Source organism: Acinetobacter sp. AB03 (assembly GCF_058107045.1).
This window is the reverse complement of sequence record NZ_JBUEBA010000002.1, coordinates 2928770-2949194: the sequence shown is the minus strand read 5'-3', so window position 1 is coordinate 2949194 and position 20425 is coordinate 2928770. Positions and strand designations below refer to the sequence as shown.

The following is a 20425-nucleotide window of genomic DNA, read 5'->3' as shown; positions in this document are numbered from 1 at the left end:
GTCAAAGACCTCAGGCGAGAGTAATTTCGATTACTTTCTTAATTTCCCAGCCTGAGTAGACGCGGTGGTGTGATTTGTTCATCCTCCGCGTGTAGGTTCAGTGATGAACTTGCGAATTGGGAGTGTACTTCGCGTAAGTACATAAATCACCGTTAGGAGGTTTTACAATGGCTCTTCTTATCGAAGGCAAAAAACAGATCGTTGCTGAAGTAACTGAAGTTGCTTCTACTGCGTTTGCTGCTGTTGTTGCTGACTACCAAGGTTTAACTGTTGAGCAATTAACTGCTCTTCGTGTTGAAGCTCGTAAGTTAGGTGTTGCTACACGTGTTGTACGTAATACTTTGGCTAAACGTGCTCTTCAAGATACTCCATTCAATATCTTGAACGACAACCTTGTTGGCCCAACAATTTTAGCTTTCTCAACTTCTGCAGATGATATGGGTGCTGCGGCACGCTTATTCGAAGAATTTGCGAAAACTAACAAAGCATTTGAACTTAAAGCTGCTGCATTTGAAGGCAAACTTTATCAAGGCGAAGAAGTTAGCGTTATCGCGAATCTTCCAAACCAAGAGAAAGCGCTTACTATGCTTGCAAGCGTTCTTCAAGCTCCTATTTCGAAATTGGGTCGCTTACTTACAGCGCTTCAAGAGAAAAACGAGTCAGAAGCTGCATAAGCTCAAACTTAAACACACATCATTCAATACCCATTTGGAGTTACTCTCATGGCTTTAACAAACGAAGAAATCTTAAACGCAGTTGCTGAAAAAACTGTTCTTGAACTTGTTGAACTTATTTCTGCTTTTGAAGAAAAATTCAACGTATCTGCTGCTGCTGTAGCTGTAGCTGCAGGTCCTGCTGCTGCTGCTGCTGAAGAACAATCAGAATTCAACGTTGAGTTGACTTCTTTCGGCGCGAACAAAGTAGCTGTGATTAAAGCAGTTCGTGAAATCACTGGTCTTGGCTTGAAAGAAGCTAAAGACATGGTTGAAGGCGCTCCTTCAGTTCTTAAAGAAGCAGTTTCTAAAGAAGAAGCTGAAGAACTTAAGAAAAAACTTGAAGAAACTGGTGCTACTATTACTATTAAGTAATGCTACCAGGGGGGGAATGTTAATTTCACCCCAAAAATTGGCTGATGGCTCTTGGGTCATCAGCCTTTTTGCGTTACAATAATCGGCTCGATTTTTGTTTGCTTGGTGGAAAACCCATCAAATTAAAATAAAGAAAAGAATCAAACGCTTACCAATATTTTTAAATTTGAAAAATATTGGTAAGCGTTTCAATACCACTGAAAATTGCAGCATTTGTAAAAAGTGGTGGCCATATCGGCCTGCGTAATTCCTTCTGAGCCCGTTCTGCAGGCGGGCTCGGTTTACTTTCCGAGGACTCCAGATGGCATACTCATATACCGAAAAGAAACGGATCCGTAAGAATTTTGGTAAATTGCCTAGTGTTATGGATGCTCCGTACTTGCTCGCGATTCAAGTCGACTCGTACAGAACATTTTTACAAGATGGCAAATCACCAAAAAACCGCGAAGATATCGGTCTGCAAGCCGCGTTTCGTTCAGTTTTTCCTATAGAAAGTTATTCTGGCAATGCTGCTTTAGAATTTGTTGAGTATAGTCTTGGTAAGCCTGAGTTTGATGTACGCGAATGTATTCTTCGTGGCTCAACTTATGCAGCACCAATGCGCGTAAAAATTCGTTTGATCTTAAAAGATCGCGAAACTAAATCAATTAAAGACGTGCGCGAGCAAGAAGTGTACATGGGTGAAATGCCACTCATGACCGATAACGGTACATTCGTTATTAATGGTACTGAGCGTGTAATCGTATCTCAATTACACCGTTCACCAGGCGTGTTCTTTGACCACGATAAAGGCAAAACCCACTCTAGTGGTAAAGTGCTTTATTCTGCACGTATTATTCCTTACCGTGGGTCATGGTTAGACTTTGAATTTGACGCAAAAGACCTTGTATTTGTGCGTATTGACCGTCGTCGTAAATTACTCGCGACTGTGGTTCTTCGTGCTTTGGGTTATAACAATGCGCAAATCTTAGACTTGTTCTATGAAAAAGTGCCTGTATACCTAGACATGGGTAGCTACCAGATTGACCTTGTTCCAGAACGCTTGCGTGGCGAAATGGCACAATTTGACATCGTAGACAATGATGGCAAAACCATTGTTGAGCAAGGCAAGCGTATCAACGCGCGTCATGTGCGTCAAATGGAAGCTGCTGGCCTAGAAAAGCTTTCTGTGCCAGATGAGTACTTGTACGAGCGCATTACTGCGGAAGACATCCCACTTAAAGATGGTGATGTGATTGCAGCTAATACCTTGTTAAGCCATGAAGTGATGGTGAAATTGGCTGAAGGTGGTGTTAAACAATTTAACATTCTATTCACCAATGACATCGATCGTGGTTCATTCGTTGCAGATACTTTACGTGCCGACACCACGACAGGTCGTGAAGAAGCATTGGTAGAAATCTACAAAGTAATGCGTCCAGGCGAGCCACCAACGAAAGAAGCGGCTGAAAACTTATTCAATAACTTATTCTTCTCTTCAGAACGTTATGACCTCTCTCCAGTGGGTCGTATGAAGTTCAACCGTCGTTTGGGTCGTCCTTACGAAGTGGGTACGGATCAGAAGTCTCGTGAAGTTGAAGGTATTTTGTCGAACGAAGATATCACTGATGTACTCAAAACATTGGTTGAAATCCGTAACGGTAAAGGTGAAGTCGATGATATCGACCACTTGGGTAACCGTCGCGTACGTTCAGTAGGCGAAATGACTGAAAACCAATTCCGTGTTGGTCTAGTTCGTGTAGAACGTGCTGTTAAAGAACGTTTAAGCCAAGCTGAAACAGATAACTTGTCTCCGCAAGATTTGATCAATGCGAAACCAGTGGCTGCTGCAATCAAAGAATTCTTTGGTTCAAGCCAATTATCTCAGTTCATGGACCAAAACAACCCATTGTCTGAGATTACGCACAAACGTCGTGTATCGGCGCTTGGTCCTGGTGGTTTGACACGTGAACGTGCAGGCTTTGAGGTACGTGACGTACACCAAACTCACTACGGTCGTGTATGTCCAATTGAAACGCCGGAAGGTCCAAACATTGGTTTGATCAACTCGCTTTCTGTTTATGCGAAATGTAACAATTTCGGTTTCTTAGAAACACCATACCGTAAAGTGGTTGATGGTCGTGTAACGGATGAAGTTGAGTATTTATCTGCAATTGAAGAAGTAGGTACTGTGATTGCACAGGCCGATTCTGGCGTAGATAAAGACGGTAACTTAACAGAAGAATTTGTTTCTGTACGTCACCAAGGTGATTTCGTACGTATGCCGCCTGAAAAAGTGACGCATATGGACGTTTCTGCACAGCAGGTTGTTTCTGTTGCGGCATCACTGATTCCATTCCTTGAACACGATGACGCCAACCGTGCATTGATGGGTTCAAACATGCAGCGTCAAGCTGTGCCTACATTGATTGCTGACAAACCGCTTGTAGGTACAGGCATGGAAGCAAATGTAGCGCATGACTCAGGTGTGTGTGTGATTGCGGGTCGTGGTGGTCGTATCGAGTTTGTCGATGCTTCACGTGTCGTGATTCGTGTCAACGAAGACGAAATGGTTGCAGGCGAGGCAGGTGTAGATATCTATAACCTGATCAAATATACACGTTCGAACCAAAACACTTGTATTAACCAAAAAGTTCTTGTGAAACTTGGTGATAAAGTGGGTCGTGGCGATGTATTGGCTGACGGTCCATCAACAGATGGCGGTGAGCTTGCGCTCGGTCAAAACATGCGCGTTGCGTTCATGACGTGGAATGGTTACAACTATGAAGACTCGATCTTACTTTCAGAGCGTGTACTTCAAGAAGACCGTTTAACCTCGATTCACATTCAAGAATTATCATGTGTTGCACGTGATACGAAATTAGGTGCTGAAGAGATCACAGCGGATATCCCGAATGTGGGTGAAGCTGCACTGTCTAAGCTTGATGAATCAGGTATCGTATATATCGGTGCTGAAGTGACTGCTGGCGATATCCTTGTAGGTAAAGTAACGCCTAAAGGTGAAACGCAGTTAACACCAGAAGAAAAATTGCTTCGTGCAATCTTCGGTGAAAAAGCAGCTGACGTAAAAGACTCATCTTTACGTGTTCCATCAGGTACCAAAGGTACAGTGATTGACGTTCAAGTGTTTACACGTGATGGTCTTGAAAAAGACGAACGTGCTCAAGCAATTGAAAAAGCTCAGCTTGATTCATACCGTAAAGACTTGAAAGAAGAATACAAAATCTTCGAAGAAGCAGCACGTGAACGTATTGTTCGTTTGTTGACAGGTCAAGAGTCTAACGGTGGTGGTACAACCAAGCGTGGCGATAAGCTTTCTGCAGACGTATTGTCTGGTTTAGAGTTGGTTGATTTACTTGAAATCCAACCGACTGATGAAGCTATTGCAGAGCGTTTAACTCAAATTCAAGTGTTCTTGAAAGAGAAGAGCTTTGAAATTGATGAGAAATTTGCAGAGAAAAAACGCAAACTTTCTACAGGTGATGAATTAACAACAGGTGTATTGAAAGTTGTTAAGGTTTACTTGGCTGTTAAACGTCGCATCCAACCGGGTGATAAGATGGCGGGTCGTCACGGTAACAAGGGTGTTGTTTCTAACATCTTACCTGTTGAAGACATGCCGCACGATGCCAATGGTGTTCCAGTCGACATCGTATTGAACCCACTGGGTGTACCGTCACGTATGAACGTGGGTCAGATTCTAGAGACTCACTTAGGTATGGCAGCGAAAGGTCTTGGCGAAGAAATCGACAAGATGTTAAAAGCGCAACGTACTGTACTTGAGCTTCGTGGATTCTTAGACAAGATTTATAACAAAGTTGGTGGCGAGCAAGAAGATCTTGATAGCTTAACTGATGATGAAATTTTGGTGCTTTCGGGTAACTTACGTGCGGGTGTTCCACTTGCAACGCCAGTATTCGATGGTGCTGAAGAATCACAAATTAAAGACTTGTTAGAGCTTGCGAACATTTCACGTACTGGTCAAACAGTATTGTATGATGGTCGTACAGGTGAACAGTTTGACCGTCCTGTAACTGTAGGTTACATGTACATGTTGAAACTGAACCACTTGGTAGACGACAAGATGCACGCGCGTTCTACTGGTTCTTACTCATTAGTAACTCAACAGCCGCTTGGTGGTAAAGCACAATTCGGTGGTCAGCGTTTCGGTGAGATGGAGGTCTGGGCGCTTGAAGCATATGGCGCAGCTTACACGCTTCAAGAAATGCTTACTGTTAAGTCGGATGACGTTGAAGGTCGTACCCGTATCTATAAGAACATTGTAGATGGTAACCATTATATGGACCCAGGTATGCCTGAATCGTTCAACGTATTGACCAAAGAGATCCGTTCTTTAGGTATCAACATTGAACTGAAAAATGGTGACTAAGAAATCTCCCCCAACCCCTCTTTGAGAAAGAGGGGAGAAAGTCCCCCTTTACAAAGGGGGATTTAGGGGGATTTTTCGAGATTCCCAAATTTCAGTAAAAAACAATATTTGTGACCCAGTTGTGTAGTGAAAGTCTCCACAACACACGGAGAAAAAAATTGAAAGACTTGCTCGATATCATGCGCAAAAAGACGGATTCAGATGGTCATGCTCCAGTTGAGTTTGATCGCATCCGTATTGGTCTTGCGTCACCAGAAATGATTAAGTCATGGTCTCATGGTGAAGTTAAAAAGCCTGAAACCATTAACTATCGTACGTTCAAACCAGAACGTGATGGTTTATTCTGTGCCAAAATTTTTGGCCCAGTCAAAGATTACGAATGCTTGTGTGGTAAATACAAGCGTATGAAATACAAAGGCGTCATTTGTGAAAAATGTGGCGTTGAAGTAACAACTGCGAAAGTTCGTCGTGAGCGTATGGGTCACATCGAGCTGGCTTCTCCAGTTGCACATATTTGGTTCTTAAAATCACTTCCGAGCCGTATCGGTCTATTATTAGACATGACTTTACGTGATATCGAACGTGTATTGTATTTCGAATCTTACGTAGTAACTGACCCAGGTATGACTCCATTTGAGAAATACCAACTTTTAAACGATGAAGAATACTTCAACGCTTTAGAAGAACACGGTGATGAATTCACTGCGAAAATGGGTGCAGAAGCTGTTCAAGACTTGTTAAAAGACATCGATCTTGAAAACGAAATTTCACGTTTACGTGAAGAAATTCCAAACACAACGTCTGAGACTAAGCTTAAAAAAGCGTCTAAGCGTTTGAAGTTGATGGAAGCGTTTAAAGAGTCAAACAACAAGCCAGAATGGATGGTGATGAATGTACTTCCAGTACTTCCACCAGATCTTCGTCCGTTAGTACCACTTGAAGGTGGTCGTTTCGCGACTTCTGATTTGAACGACCTTTACCGTCGTGTGATCAACCGTAACAACCGTTTGAAGCGTCTTCTTGACCTTGCAGCGCCAGACATTATCGTACGTAATGAAAAACGTATGTTACAAGAGTCTGTAGATGCATTGTTAGACAACGGTCGTCGTGGTCGTGCAATCACGGGTTCGAACAAGCGTCCTCTTAAATCTTTGGCTGACATGATCAAAGGTAAACAAGGTCGTTTCCGTCAAAACTTACTTGGTAAGCGTGTTGACTATTCAGGTCGTTCGGTAATTACTGTAGGTCCTACTTTACGTTTGCACCAATGTGGTCTTCCGAAGAAAATGGCACTTGAATTATTCAAGCCATTCATTTTCGCGAAACTACAAGCATCTGGCCAAGCAACAACCATTAAAGCTGCGAAGAAAATGGTTGAGCGCGAAACGCCAGAAGTTTGGGACGTTCTTGCTCACGTGATTCGTCAACACCCAGTGATGTTGAACCGTGCGCCTACACTTCACCGTTTGGGTCTGCAAGCATTTGAACCGATCCTGATTGAAGGTAAAGCAATCCGTCTTCACCCACTCGTTTGTGCTGCGTTTAACGCCGACTTCGATGGTGACCAAATGGCGGTACACGTACCATTAACACTTGAAGCGCAGTTAGAAGCGCGTGCGTTAATGATGTCGACCAACAACATCTTGTCTCCAGCGAACGGTGAGCCAATCATCGTACCGTCTCAGGACGTTGTCTTAGGCTTGTATTACATCACTCGTGATGCGATCAATGCCAAAGGTGAAGGCATGGTGTTTGCAGATACTCACGAAGTTAACCGTGCACTTGCAACAGGTCAGGTAAATTTACACGCTCGCGTAAAAGCACGTGTACACCAGACTGTGATTGATGAAAATGGTAACCGTGAGCAGCAAACTATTGTTGTGGATACCACACCAGGTCGCTGCTTACTTTGGGAAGTTGTGCCAGAGGGTATGGATTTCCAACAAATCAACGTTGAGATGACCAAGAAAAACATCTCTAAATTGATTAACTCTTGCTACCGTAAATTAGGTCTTAAAGATACCGTGATCTTTGCGGACCAATTGATGTACTTAGGTTTCCGTCAAGCGACACGTTCAGGCGTATCGGTAGGTATGGAAGACATGGTGATTCCACCTGCGAAGTACTCAATTATTGAAAAAGCAGAAATTGAAGTTCGTGAAATTGAGCAACAGTTCGAACAAGGTTTCGTAACTGCTGGCGAACGTTATAACAAAGTTGTCGATATTTGGGCACGTACGAATGACCAAGTAGCGAAAGCGATGATGGACAACTTGTCTTTTACCACTGTTAAAAACAAACAGGGTGAAGATGAGAAGCAAAAATCATTCAACTCGATCTATATGATGTCTGACTCAGGTGCCCGTGGTTCGGCAGCTCAGATTCGTCAGTTAGCGGGTATGCGTGGTTTGATGGCGAAACCAGATGGTTCGATCATTGAAACCCCGATTAAAGCCAACTTCCGTGAAGGTTTGACAGTACTTCAGTACTTCATTTCAACACACGGTGCACGTAAAGGTTTGGCCGATACAGCACTGAAAACAGCGAACTCTGGTTACTTGACACGTCGTCTTGTAGACGTAGCGCAAGACTTGGTTATTACTGAGCCTGACTGTGGTACTTTGGGCGGTCTTGTAATGACTCCGTTCATTCAAGGCGGTGACGTGATCGAGAACTTAGGTACTCGAGTACTGGGCCGTGTTGTTGCTGAAGATGTGAAGAAAGCAGGTTCTGATGACATTATCCTGCCACGTAACACTTTGATTGATGAGAAACTTGCAAACTTCCTAGAAGAGCAAGGTGTCGATGAAGTTAAAGTACGTTCAGTGGTTGCGTGTGAATCTACATTCGGCGTATGTGCGAAATGTTATGGTCGTGACCTTGCACGTGGTCATCAGGTGAACCCTGGTGAGTCTGTGGGTGTTATGGCTGCACAATCGATTGGTGAGCCGGGTACACAGTTAACAATGCGTACCTTCCACGTAGGTGGTGCTGCAAGCCGAACGTCTGCTGCAAACAGCGTACAAGTACGTAACAAAGGTACTGTACGTTTCCACAATGTGAAAACAGTACAACATGCCAAAGGACACTTGGTATCGACTTCTCGTTCAGGCGAAATCGGTATTGCGGATGATTTAGGTCGTGAGCGTGAGCGTTATAAACTGCCATACGGTGCGTCTATCTTGTTGAAAGATGGCGAAGCTGTAGAAGCTGGCGGTATTGTGGCGACTTGGGATCCGCACACACACCCACTTGTAACAGAAGTTGCAGGTAAAGTACGTTTCAGCCAAATCGCTGATGGCGTAACTGTTACCTCTAAAACTGATGATGCAACGGGTATGACGACGATTGAAATCTTACCTGTGACTGCACGTCCTGCGTCTGGTAAAGATTTACGTCCTGCGGTTGTTCTTGATACGACTGATGGTGATGAGCAGTTCTACTTCCTACCACAAAACACGATTCTTTCTGTCCGTGATGGCGAAACAATTGGTGTGGGTGACGTTATTGGTCGTGTACCACAAGAAACTTCACGTACGCGTGACATTACCGGTGGTCTACCGCGTGTAGCTGACTTGTTCGAAGCACGTAAACCGAAAGAGCATGCGATTCTTGCTGAAATTTCAGGTGTTGTAAGCTTTGGTAAAGAGACTAAAGGTAAGAACCGTTTAGTGATTACTCCAGATGATGGTTCTGAGATTTACGAAGAACTGATTCCAAAATGGCGTACCATGAACGTGTTCGAAGGCGAACATGTGAACCGTGGTGAGACTGTTTCTGATGGTCCACAAAACCCACATGACATCCTACGCTTGAAAGGCGAAGTTGCGCTGACCAACTACATCGTGAACGAAGTTCAAGACGTATACCGTCTGCAAGGTGTAAAAATCAACGACAAGCACATTGAAGTGATCGTACGTCAAATGTTGCGTAAAGTTGATATCACTGATGGCGGTGATACAAGCTTCATCAAAGGCGAGCAAGTGGATTACATCCGCGTGATGCAAGAGAACCAAGCTGTTCTTGCGCAAAACAAGTTCCCTGCGAAGTTTGAACGTCAATTGATGGGTATTACCAAAGCATCGTTGTCTACTGACTCGTTCATCTCTGCTGCATCGTTCCAGGAAACTACACGTGTGTTAACTGAAGCGGCTGTAACAGGTAAAGAAGATGATTTACGTGGCTTGAAAGAGAACGTAGTTGTAGGTCGTTTGATTCCTGCAGGTACTGGTCTTGCGTATCACTTAGAGCGTCGTCGTCAAGAAGCTGAAGCTGCAGAGCATGAGCTTGTAAATGACTTCTCTGATGTGGATCAAGCATTAAGCCAAGCATTTAGCGATGAGTTTAACGGTCTATAATTAGCCCTTTAAACGCGTGAAAAAGCCACCTTCGAGTGGCTTTTTTTTGTCCTTTTGTTACAAAAGAGGATTTAAGCTTTTATAAATTTCACATTTTTCCTATATTAAAAATATAAGTACACAAATCTCCTTACTTCATTAACGATTAAAAAATAGAGGTGGTTCCACATGAAATTGACATCAAAACTATTGGGCTTAAGCATCTTCGCATTTGTGAGCCAAACGATGGCAGCACCGATGCCGAATACCATCACCGTGGAGGATAAGGCTGTTGTACCGATTGTCAAAACACAGATTATTCGCAGTGTCGCGGGTCAAGCCCCAGTGCGGACGACCGAAGCGACTATTTTTGAAGTGAAAAATGGCGGTAAAGATATTGTGGCACGTGAAGTGGTTCTCGAGGAAAATGCCAGCCAATTTTCAGATAAAAAAATGTCGGCACCGATTGTGCAAAAGGGTAGCGTGATTGTTCCGACATCCAAAGTTGAAGTGAAATCGACCTTGAGTCAAGGTGGTGTTGTCCTTGCAGAAGGTAAGCAAGTTGATGCACAAGGGATTGAGTTTAAGAAAGGGCAGCATCCTGTACGTAAGGAGCTGAAACTGGATCAAGTGAAAGATCCAAACAGTAAAGAAAGTGTGACGCGTGCGGTGCTCCAAGAAAATGGCACCACCACCAAAGATGTGGTTGTGGTGAAAGAGCCTGAATAAGCTTGAGTTGAATACGGTATAAAGCCCTCTAAGGAGGGCTTCTTGCTTACAAATTTTCAGCAATAGCAGCTGTAATCGTAACATTTTACGAGTTTTAAGTTCATACTGATCTTTTATGCTGTAAGAAATAGCCAATAAGGACAAATCTCATGAAAAAGTATATGAGCATTATTGCAGTGGCATCTCTTTCGACGATGCTGTTGGCAGGTTGTGAAAATATGAGCGCTTCTGAGCAACGTATTGGGACAGCGGCTTTAGGCGGTGCAGTAGGTGGTGCTGCGGGGAATAGCCTCGGTGGCGGTGTAGGTGCAGCCATTGGTGGCGGTGCTGGTGCAGCTGTGGGCAGTAAAACTCAAGGTGGCTCAAACCGTAGTGCAACCTACAGTGGTGTTGGCGGTGCGATTGGTTCAGCAGTGGGTAAAAGCGTGTTTGGTGGTAATACCGGCGCAGCCATTGGTGGTGCCATCGGCGGTGGTGCAGGCGCTGCAATTGAAGAACGTAAATAATGTTTTAAGTTCAAATTTCAAAAAAAGCACTTCATGGAAGTGCTTTTTTTATAGCTGTGCTGGTTTAGGTTTTTTACGACGGATATATAAAGTCTTTTCCACTTCGGCAATTCGAATGCCAGCTTCATCGTAAATATTTAAGGTATAAATACGATGTACGGGGGCATAGTTGTCGGCCAGTTGTTTCACAGTCGCGATTTCTTGGGCATCAAGATGAAAGTCTGCATAGACTGTACTGCGCCCTGGGCTGAGAAATTGGATAGAGGCTGCTTTGTCCCAGACAATATACTTATTGCCTAAGTGATGCATCAGCAGGGTCATATAAAAAGGATCGACCATTGCATATAAGCTCCCGCCAAAATGTACGCCGACAATGTTTCGGTTTTGTCGAGTCAGGGGCATTTTGACGCGAATGTGGTAGTGTTTAAGGTCAAATTTTTCAATTTGAATCCCTGCACCTTTAAAGGGAGCAAAATGATTGAGAAAGTATTTCGCGACAATTGGCTGTGTCACAAGTTTTTTTAAAATGCTCATTTCGGTCAATGGTATCTGATGAACTTCTATCCATACTAGAGAAGATCAAATCAATTGGCATTGATCGTTTTGCCAGTAAAGTATAAAAAACAGTCAATAACAATAAGGAGCTGAATATGGAGCAGCAAAGTTACTGGGTACAAACTACAGATCAGCAAAGACTTTATGTGAAAACATGGGGCAATGCGAACAATCCTGTGCTGGTCTTGGTGCATGGCTATCCAGATAATCAAGAGGTCTGGGAGCCTGTGATTGGGCATCTGGTGCAAGATTATTATATTGTGACCTATGACGTTCGCGGTGCAGGGATGTCGAGTGTGCCGCGTCTTACATGGGCCTATGCCTTGCCTCAGCTATCGCTAGATTTGGAAAGTGTGGTGAATAGTGTGATTCCGCAGCGTAGCTTTCATCTGGTTGCGCATGACTGGGGGTCGATTCAGTCATGGGAGTCCGCGACTGAGCCAAAATTTAGAGAGCGTATGCTGTCATTTACCACTATTTCAGGCCCATGCTTAGACCATGCCGCATTTTGGATGCGTGAACAGTTCACACAATACAAGCCTCAATTTTTTAAGCAATTAACGAAGTCTTGGTACATTGCGGCCTTTCAGTTGCCTTTTCTGGCACCAAGCGTATGGCAGTTTTTTAGTCCTGAGCATTGGGGCAAAGTTTTATCGCGTTTAGAAGGACGTTCAGACTTACCGCTGAATCATCACATTGCTGCCGATGGTAAGCACGGGGTTGCGCTCTACCGCGCGAACTTTATCCCACGTCTGACGAAACCTCGGGAACGCTTTGCAATTTGTCCCGTACAAGCGATTGTGTTGGAGCAAGATCAGTTTGTAAGTCCAGCGTTAATCGATGAAATGCCGAAGTGGGTCGAGGATTTTCAACGGGTGAATGTGAATGCCAACCATTGGGCAATCTTGAGCCAGCCAGAGGTAATTGCTAAAGAAATCAAAAGGTTTGTTCAAAACTGGCGTTGTGTTGAAGCTAGCTGAAATGATCTGTGAAAGAGAAAGGCGCTAGCGACCTGTAAGGGCAGAATTTTTTGGTTATTTTCTGATAAAATGCGCCTTTCTTCCAAGTCACTCTTTTCACTATGTTCGCAATTCTTGCCGCTATTGGGGTCATGTTTGGACTTTCATTAGCTCGTGTGCCTGTAGTATTTGCATTAATTATTGGTGCTGTCACAGGTGGTTTATTGGCTGGTTTAGGGCTACACGGCACCCTCGAAGCATTTAACAATGGGCTTGGGGGCGGCGCAAAAATTGCGTTGGCTTACGGGGTCTTAGGTGCATTTGCTTTGGCTTTGGCACGCTCAGGTTTACCTGACTTGTTGGCCTATAAGCTTATTAAAACATTGAAAGGTTCGAGCAATGAAAAGGCACAAAATCGGGTTAAATATCTGATTTTTATAACCGTCGCGTTAGCAGCCATTTGTTCACAAAACGTCATTCCTGTGCATATTGCGTTTATTCCAGTCCTGATTCCTCCTTTATTAAGTGTGTTTAACCATCTTCAGTTAGATCGTCGACTAATTGCTTGTGTTCTAACCTTTGGCTTGGTTGCCACTTATATGCTAGTACCATTTGGATTTGGTGCGATTTTCCTGAATGACATCTTAGGTCAAAACATTAATACTTTCGGGCAACCCTACGGCTTTAAAATCAATTATGCCGATATCCCTTCAGCAATGGCCATTCCTGTTTTTGGCATGTTTGTCGGTTTATTGGTTGCTGTATTCTTTAGTTACCGTAAGAAACGTGTATACGAAGAAGTACATGTGGAACCAGTGCAGCAAAGTATTTCTTCTGAACTTGATATCACGGGTGAGAAGTCTAAACCTGAAATTTCAAAGTTTACGTTATCTATGGCTCTCATTGCGGTAGTTGCTACGCTTTGGGTACAAATTGCATCAGATTCCATGATTTTAGCTGGTCTGGTTGGTGTTGCGATTTTGAGCTGTGCGGGCATTTTTAAATGGAAAGAAGCAGATGATGTGATTATTAGCGGTATGCGAATGATGGCATTAGTTGGTTTCATTATGATTGCAGCACAAGGTTTTGCATCTGTTATTTCTGCGACCAATCAAGTGCCAGCATTGGTAGAAGCATCAGTGCAATGGATTGGTTCTAGCCAAGGACTCGCTGCATTTTGGATGCTATTGATTGGCTTACTGATTACTTTAGGAATCGGTTCTTCGTTCTCTACCATTCCAATTTTAGCAATTATTTATGTGCCTTTGTGTATCCAGTTTGGTTTCAGTCCAGCGGCAACCATTGCGATTATTGGTACGGCTGCGGCACTTGGTGATGCGGGTTCTCCAGCTTCTGACTCCACTTTGGGACCGACTTCGGGTTTGAACATGGATGGTCAGCATGATCACATGAAAGACAGTGTGATCCCGACCTTTATTCACTTTAATATTCCACTCATGATTTTTGGTTGGATTGCGGCCATGGTTTTGTAATTTACCCTCCAATTATTATAAGAAGGCGATTTTAAATCGCCTTTTTTATTATTTATTCAGATTAAAATAATCGGGTTTATAATGTTAATTCGGATTAAAAAGGTTGGAATTAAAATATATTTATTTTGATTTTTCGTTATTAATTTAAAACCAACTAAAACAGTGTATTTAATATTTAAATCAATTATAAACAATCACTTAAAAATAGCATTTAAAATACATTATTATTATAATTGCATATTAATTACACTCTTGTTTATGATGAGTTAATGTTGATTTTTATATTAATTATTTTACAAACAGAGGTTGTTTGAAATGTTGAAGCAAATTGCTCTAATTACATTAATGGGTCTTTCTGCATCTGCTGCAATGGCAGGTCAATGGCAAGTCAAAGTCGGTGGATCTGCAATTGCGCCAACGCAGGACACGAAAATTGCGAATGGTACATTAACGGTTGAAGCAGATAGCGAACTCGCGTTTACGCCATCGGTTGAATATTTCTTTAATGACAATATTTCTGCAGAGCTGCTATTGGCGACGCCAATTAGCCATGACGTGACAGTAAATGGTAGCAATGCTGTAAAACTTAAGCATTTGCCGCCAACAGTGACTGCAAAATATAACTTTAAAAATTCAACAGGTTTCACGCCTTATATTGGTGTCGGTGCAACAGCATTTATTGCTTGGGATGAAGAAACTTCAGGTGTACTTGCAGGAACTAAAGTTAAAGTCAAAGACGACTACGGCTACGCTGCACAACTTGGTTTTAATTACCAACCTGCTGATGCGAAAAACTGGGGTGTGTTTGTCGATGTTCGTTATGCGGACTTAAACCCAAAAGTTGAAACTGTGGTTGAAAACTTTAAATTAGATATCGATCCAGTGATTTATACCCTAGGTTATAGCTACAAATTTTAATAATCAAAAGTAGCTTTTTAAGAACCTCATCGATGATGGGGTTTTTTTATGCAAAGACTAAAGTTAAATAGTGGTCAACGTTGAAATAAATCACGATGATTCAGTATTAAAAGAAAATCATCTATAGAATGGATAGAAACAGAATAAGAGAGTTATAAAAATGAAAGCTATGCTCGGGATTGGTTTAGTGTGTAGTTTGGCTTGGAGCATGCATGCTCAAGCAGCAAGTTTTAATTGTGATAAAGCAAAAACGACGACAGAACATGCGATTTGTGAGTATCGCCAAATCAATGACGCCGATGTGAAAATGGCCACCACTTATACCATTTTAAAACGTCTTGTTCCGATGGGGACACGTGGCATGATTCAGGATGAGCAAGTGAAGTGGTTGAGTCTCCGTGACCGTTGTGGTGATTCACAAAGTTGCCTTATGGATGTGTATAAAATGCGCCAGCAGCAGTTAGAACTACATTTAGATCGTATTAACCGTCAGGGCCCATTTTAAAAAAAAGCAAAAAAACTTGCGATTGCTATTGAAAAACGTATCGCTCACTCCAATTCATTAAGCATTCTCTATAAGACTTAATACATTAAGGAGCGATTGATGAGCGAGCAAAACGCACATAAACATAGTTTCCAAGCTGAAGTGGCTCAGCTATTACATTTAGTGACGCACTCACTGTATTCGAATCCTGACATTTTCCTACGTGAATTGATCTCAAATGCGTCCGATGCCTGCGATAAATTGCGTTTTGAAGGCATTAATCATCCTGAATATTATGAAAATGACCCAGACCTACATGTGCGCGTCAGCTTTGATGAAGCCAATCAAACACTGACCATTTCAGATAATGGGATTGGTTTAACTGAACAAGAAGCGATTGACCACTTAGGTACGATTGCTAAGTCTGGAACCAAGGACTTTATGTCTAAGCTTACAGGTAACCAAAAATCAGATGCACAACTGATTGGTCAGTTTGGTGTCGGTTTCTACTCAGGCTTTATTGTGGCTGACAAAATTACCGTAGAATCACGCCGTGCAGGTGTGGATGCTGATCAGGCGGTACGTTGGGTCAGTGCGGGCACGGGTGAGTTCGAAGTCGAGCAGATCCACAAAGACAGCCGCGGGACCGATATTATTTTACATTTGCGTGAAGATGCGTTGGACTATTTACAGTCGCATAAAGTGAAGCAAATTATCAATAAATACTCAGATCACATTAGCCTGCCGATTGAGATGCAAAAAGAGGTTTGGCAGCAAGAAGAAGCGGTCGAAGGTGAAGAGCCAAAACCGGGTCAGTATGTAAAAATAGATGAATGGGAAGCGATCAACTCAGCCAGCGCTCTGTGGACACGTAATAAAAATGAAGTGACTGAAGAGCAGTACGTCGAGTTTTATAAGAATCTCAGCCATGACTTTGAAGCACCACTGGCATGGGCGCATAACCGCGTCGAAGGCAGTACCGAATATACACAGCTGTTGTATGTACCGAGCAAAGCTGCGGCGAATATCTTTACCCGTGAAGCCAAAGCGGGGATTAAGCTCTATGTAAAACGTGTCTTCATTATGGATGACGCGGATAATTTGATTCCAAACTATTTACGCTTTGTCCAAGGGGTGGTCGATAGTGCTGATTTACCACTGAATGTCAGTCGTGAGTTGTTACAAGAAAGCCGTGATGTGAAAACTATTCGTGAAGGGAATGCACGCCGTGTATTGACGATGCTGGATGCTTTAGCCAAATCGGAAGATGAAAAAGATCAAGAGAAGTTCAAAACCTTCTACCGTGAATTTGGTTCAGTGTTGAAAGAAGGTTTAGGTGAAGACTTTGGTAACCGTGAGCGTATTTTAAAACTTTTACGCTTCTCAACTTCAAACAATGATGCGGTGAGCACTTCTTTGCAGGACTATAAAGCGCGTATGCCTGAGGGGCAAAAAGCGATTTACTATGTGACTGCAGACAGTCTCAATGCTGCGAAGAACTCGCCACAACTTGAGCTGTTTAAGAAAAAAGGAATTGAAGTCTTACTCATGGCAGACCGTGTCGATGAATGGGCAATGGAATTTGTACATGAGTTTGATGGCACACCAATGCAAAACGTGGCCAAAGGTGCAGTCGACTTAGGTGATTTACAAGATGCCGAAGAGAAGAAAGCACTTGAAGCAGCCGCAGAGCAGTTTAAACCTGTGGTTGAAAAACTGTCTGACTCATTGAAAGCCAAGACCAAAGAAGTACGTGTGACCACACGTTTGGTCGATTCACCTGCATGCTTGGTGACAGGTGAGGGAGAACTTTCTCCACAACTGATTCGTATGCTGCAACAAGCGGGTCAGGCCGTACCTGAAAGCAAGCCAATTTTGGAAATTAACCCAGAGCATCCATTGGTAAGAAAATTAGAAAATTCGGCACAGTTTGATGACTTGGCCAATGTAATTTTTGACCAAGCGCTGATTGCTGAAGGCGGCTTACCTGATGATCCTGCCGAATATATCAAACGGATTAACAGCTTATTGCTTCAATAAACCATTATATGTTTAAAGAAAGCCTATCGTTAAGATAGGCTTTTTTATGTCAACCCATTGGGGCAAGCACCTTAATATCTGTTGAACGCATCGATTTAATTGGCGGAAAAGAAGCTGATGTGGATATCCGTGGATAAGTGAGAACTTATCCACAGTTCAGCTTAAAGATTCACCATATCATTAAAATAAAGCCTCAAAACGGACCAAGGCACTGACGTAATGGCTGCGGTCTTCACGGTGATCGTTAAAATAATTTAAATCGCCTTGGATATAAAACCACTCGCGTAAGAAGGGTTGACGCCACGAGACAAAAGGCCCCCAACGGTTCAAGCGCAGGTCATCGTTGTTGTAGAAACCACCAGTGTAAATGCCGTAGTTAAAACGATTGCCATGAAAGAATTGGTGTTGTCTAAAGCTATAGTTATCCCAGAGCAGATCATCATCTTGATCGTCTGCATAGGTCAGACTGAACTGATTGGATAAAAATGGCTGATTGGGTCGTGCATGCGTCAGCTCTAGGTTGGTACGTAAGTAATTTTCACTGTCGATACCATAACGGTAAATCTGTTCAGCATAAGCACGAAAATCATTGTCGAGTTTCCATTCTTTCGATAACTCGATCCGCGCATAGATATCATCCCCTGAACGGACCCCCAAGTCGAAATCAGTTTCAAAAGGTAGGCGATCTGACAATTGTGACCATCTTAATGCTATTGAACTATTGGCATCACGGGTTTGGCGGCGATCAAATGTTTTATCGTTATTCGCACTGGGTGGATTTTCATTGGTAATTGCAACATTGTTTTGCAGTTCGTTATCTAATGAGTCATCCCCAAACACCACACTGAGTTTATGTTCTAAAGTTGGAAGTTTGACTCGACCTCGAATACGTGGTTTTACATCGTATTCATCATGTTTATTCCAGCGGTTATCGACCAAGACCCGTAAGGTGGCTGTGGCCGGTTTTTTAGGATCAGTTTCACCAAACCAATTGTCCATTTTGGCGGCTGTTCGGTCTGCCCAGTTTCGAACTTCTTTTTGCTGGCGGTCGACCCATGTGCGTTCTTCAGTGAGATCAGTCGTGGGCACAATCAGCTCGTCCGATTCTTCAGGTAGAACGGTTGGAAGTGAGTCAATCCACTGTGGAATTTGATATAAAAGTCCACTACCTTTGGGGGGCGATGCGATTTTGTCAATTTCAGCCACGTCGTGAGGTGGCACAAAATGTTGTGTGATGTTGGTATTGCTTTCCGCCCAAGCCACGTTGACGTATGTACCTAAACTTAGGCAGAAAAATAAAGAGATGGATCCCACATGTTGAGTTCTTAGCATGCTTTCGTACTTTATTGTTCTTCGATGTTTTAGTGTTGTAAATTTCACATAAGAACACAAGTAGAAAATACAAAACTCTACAACTCGCTGCCAAGTTGTTTTTGAATAGAATCAAATAATTGAAACACAGTGATAGGTTCAGGCAAAGTAGAAATCGTATTTTGAATCAGTTGCCAACTGATGCCGTGCTGTCGGTCTAAGACCAAGCACGGATACGCGATCTCGGTACGTGAGAGTTCAACCCGCTTCTGACCATGAATTACTCGAATTTTTTGTCGTTCTTTTAACACTAAAATGGGCGTATTTGCGTCCGCGGAGCTTTCTTCAAACTGGATGAATTTACGGCTATTGAGTAGATCGGCCAGAATAAATGGATGATAGTCTTCAATATGCCATACCAGTTTGGCCTGTTGGGTATACAGCTGAAAAATCGAAAATGCATCATGCATATGACTTTGTAGCTGGTCCCATACAATTTCGCGGATGGCTGCGACTTGATGCTGACCACTCTGGGCAAATTGTTGGCTCAGGCGAATGGCTTCCGTGGGACTGTCAGCACCGAATAGAGCCAAATACTTAATAAACTCTCCGTGCTGCTGGGTCTGTTCTGCCAAATAGATGGGATAGTCCAACCAGTGATCGAGTTGGTCGCTGTGGATCAGAAAATCGATATTTTGACCGATCTCAGTGTGCCCTGAAATGTCGAGGCCATAGAGCTTAGGATCTAAATTTGGTTGATGCAGCGTGCACAATTTCGCTTGATATTGCCCCAAATGAATCTGTGTGGGCAGTATGGGTTGCGCAGCAGTAGCTGATGCTTCTGAATTTTCTGTATGGCTATCCTGCAAAACAGGGCATGGTGCTGTCACCTCGCTTTCAAGTGGATCTTGCTGTTGAGATTCAGATGAAATATCTACATCTTGTGGTTCAGCTAAGATTGCCTGCCTTTGGATAAAGTCCTGAATGGCAAGCGTTGAAATAGACGTACTTGGCTTGAGTTCAAATCGAATGACTGCAGCAGTCTCAATGATAAGTTCTTCCTGAGGCTGAGATAGCTCATCACTTAAAAGAGGCTGATTTTTGAGAATCAAATGATTTTCTGCTAATACTTCAGGTTGAGGCTCTAAATCTGTTTGTACGATATCGAGCTGATTTTCAGGTTCCTTATCTTGTTTGATACTTAGTTTAATAGCATTGATTGGGACGACATCTTCTACAGTGTTTTCTTTAAAAGACCGGAGTTCAGTTCCTTCAATTTGAGTTGCATTTGGGGCACAGTCAAATGGAAGTTGTATTTCCGTATTGAAATGAAGCGCTGCTTCAGCCTTAGATAAAACCAGACCAGAATCTTGGCTGACTTCGAGGAAGTCTGACTCAGACTCTTGGGTTCGTTCAGCCGATGTATCATCTGTAGCAATGCTTAAAAGCTCAATACCCGTGAAAACAAAAGCATCGGTAACTACATTGTCCTGTGCATGCCCTATGTCAGTTTTTTCCTCGAATGTTGTTGTAATAGGGACGATAAACTGGTCTTCTGCAACTTCTGCAACTTCTGCAACTTCTGCAACTTCTGCAACTTCTGCAACTTCTGCAA

General features: G+C 43.0%; 14 protein-coding genes. 11 read left to right on the top strand and 3 right to left on the bottom strand.

What is annotated here, in order from left to right:
- The first annotated feature begins 167 nt into the window (after positions 1-167).
- From rplJ to ACY3FQ_RS14760, 6 genes are all read left to right on the top strand, one after another.
- Positions 168-674 carry a 50S ribosomal protein L10 gene (rplJ, locus tag ACY3FQ_RS14785; RefSeq protein ID WP_004692769.1) on the top strand — a complete coding sequence of 169 codons (507 nt, stop codon included), beginning with the start codon at positions 168-170 and terminating at the stop codon, positions 672-674.
- Positions 675-722: 48 nt separating this feature from the next.
- Positions 723-1088, top strand: a complete 366-nt coding sequence (gene rplL, locus ACY3FQ_RS14780; RefSeq protein ID WP_004692767.1) for a 50S ribosomal protein L7/L12 — start codon at positions 723-725, stop codon at positions 1086-1088.
- Between the two features lie 301 nt (positions 1089-1389).
- On the top strand, positions 1390-5478 hold the full coding sequence (rpoB, locus tag ACY3FQ_RS14775; protein ID WP_010325733.1) for a DNA-directed RNA polymerase subunit beta: 4089 nt from the start codon (positions 1390-1392) through the stop codon (positions 5476-5478).
- Positions 5479-5636: 158 nt separating this feature from the next.
- Positions 5637-9836, top strand: coding sequence for a DNA-directed RNA polymerase subunit beta' (gene rpoC, locus ACY3FQ_RS14770; protein WP_201702254.1), 4200 nt, complete (start codon positions 5637-5639; stop codon positions 9834-9836).
- 168 nt (positions 9837-10004) lie between these two features.
- Positions 10005-10544 (top strand): hypothetical protein, encoded by a 540-nt coding sequence (locus tag ACY3FQ_RS14765; RefSeq protein ID WP_279043139.1) that lies wholly within the window; start codon positions 10005-10007, stop codon positions 10542-10544.
- A gap of 149 nt (positions 10545-10693) precedes the next feature.
- Positions 10694-11050, top strand: a complete 357-nt coding sequence (locus ACY3FQ_RS14760; RefSeq protein ID WP_201953333.1) for a YMGG-like glycine zipper-containing protein — start codon at positions 10694-10696, stop codon at positions 11048-11050.
- Positions 11051-11098: 48 nt separating this feature from the next.
- Here ACY3FQ_RS14760 and ACY3FQ_RS14755 read toward each other — a convergent pair whose 3' ends face one another.
- Positions 11099-11584, bottom strand: coding sequence for a DUF4442 domain-containing protein (locus tag ACY3FQ_RS14755; protein WP_004978660.1), 486 nt, complete (start codon positions 11582-11584; stop codon positions 11099-11101).
- Between the two features lie 116 nt (positions 11585-11700).
- Between ACY3FQ_RS14755 and ACY3FQ_RS14750 the strand changes: the two genes are divergently transcribed.
- The 5 genes from ACY3FQ_RS14750 to htpG all read left to right on the top strand — a co-directional run bounded on the left by ACY3FQ_RS14750 (position 11701) and on the right by htpG (position 17499).
- Positions 11701-12585 (top strand): alpha/beta fold hydrolase, encoded by an 885-nt coding sequence (locus ACY3FQ_RS14750; protein ID WP_201953335.1) that lies wholly within the window; start codon positions 11701-11703, stop codon positions 12583-12585.
- A gap of 101 nt (positions 12586-12686) precedes the next feature.
- The gene (locus ACY3FQ_RS14745) at positions 12687-14057 is read left to right on the top strand and encodes a Na+/H+ antiporter family protein (protein WP_004978663.1); all 1371 of its coding nucleotides are present in this window, start codon (positions 12687-12689) and stop codon (positions 14055-14057) included.
- A gap of 315 nt (positions 14058-14372) precedes the next feature.
- A complete protein-coding gene (locus tag ACY3FQ_RS14740) occupies positions 14373-14975 on the top strand; it encodes an OmpW/AlkL family protein (protein ID WP_201953338.1) in 603 nt (200 codons plus the stop codon).
- 160 nt (positions 14976-15135) lie between these two features.
- The gene (locus ACY3FQ_RS14735) at positions 15136-15480 is read left to right on the top strand and encodes a lysozyme inhibitor LprI family protein (protein WP_279045295.1); all 345 of its coding nucleotides are present in this window, start codon (positions 15136-15138) and stop codon (positions 15478-15480) included.
- 99 nt (positions 15481-15579) lie between these two features.
- On the top strand, positions 15580-17499 hold the full coding sequence (gene htpG, locus ACY3FQ_RS14730) for a molecular chaperone HtpG (protein WP_287166388.1): 1920 nt from the start codon (positions 15580-15582) through the stop codon (positions 17497-17499).
- 180 nt (positions 17500-17679) lie between these two features.
- On the opposite strand, the gene ACY3FQ_RS14725 is transcribed toward htpG, so the two are convergent.
- Positions 17680-18831 carry a hypothetical protein gene (locus tag ACY3FQ_RS14725; protein ID WP_279045292.1) on the bottom strand — a complete coding sequence of 384 codons (1152 nt, stop codon included), beginning with the start codon at positions 18829-18831 and terminating at the stop codon, positions 17680-17682.
- A gap of 77 nt (positions 18832-18908) precedes the next feature.
- The coding region (locus ACY3FQ_RS14720; protein WP_489774280.1) for a hypothetical protein at positions 18909-20425 on the bottom strand (1517 nt) is incomplete at its 5' end.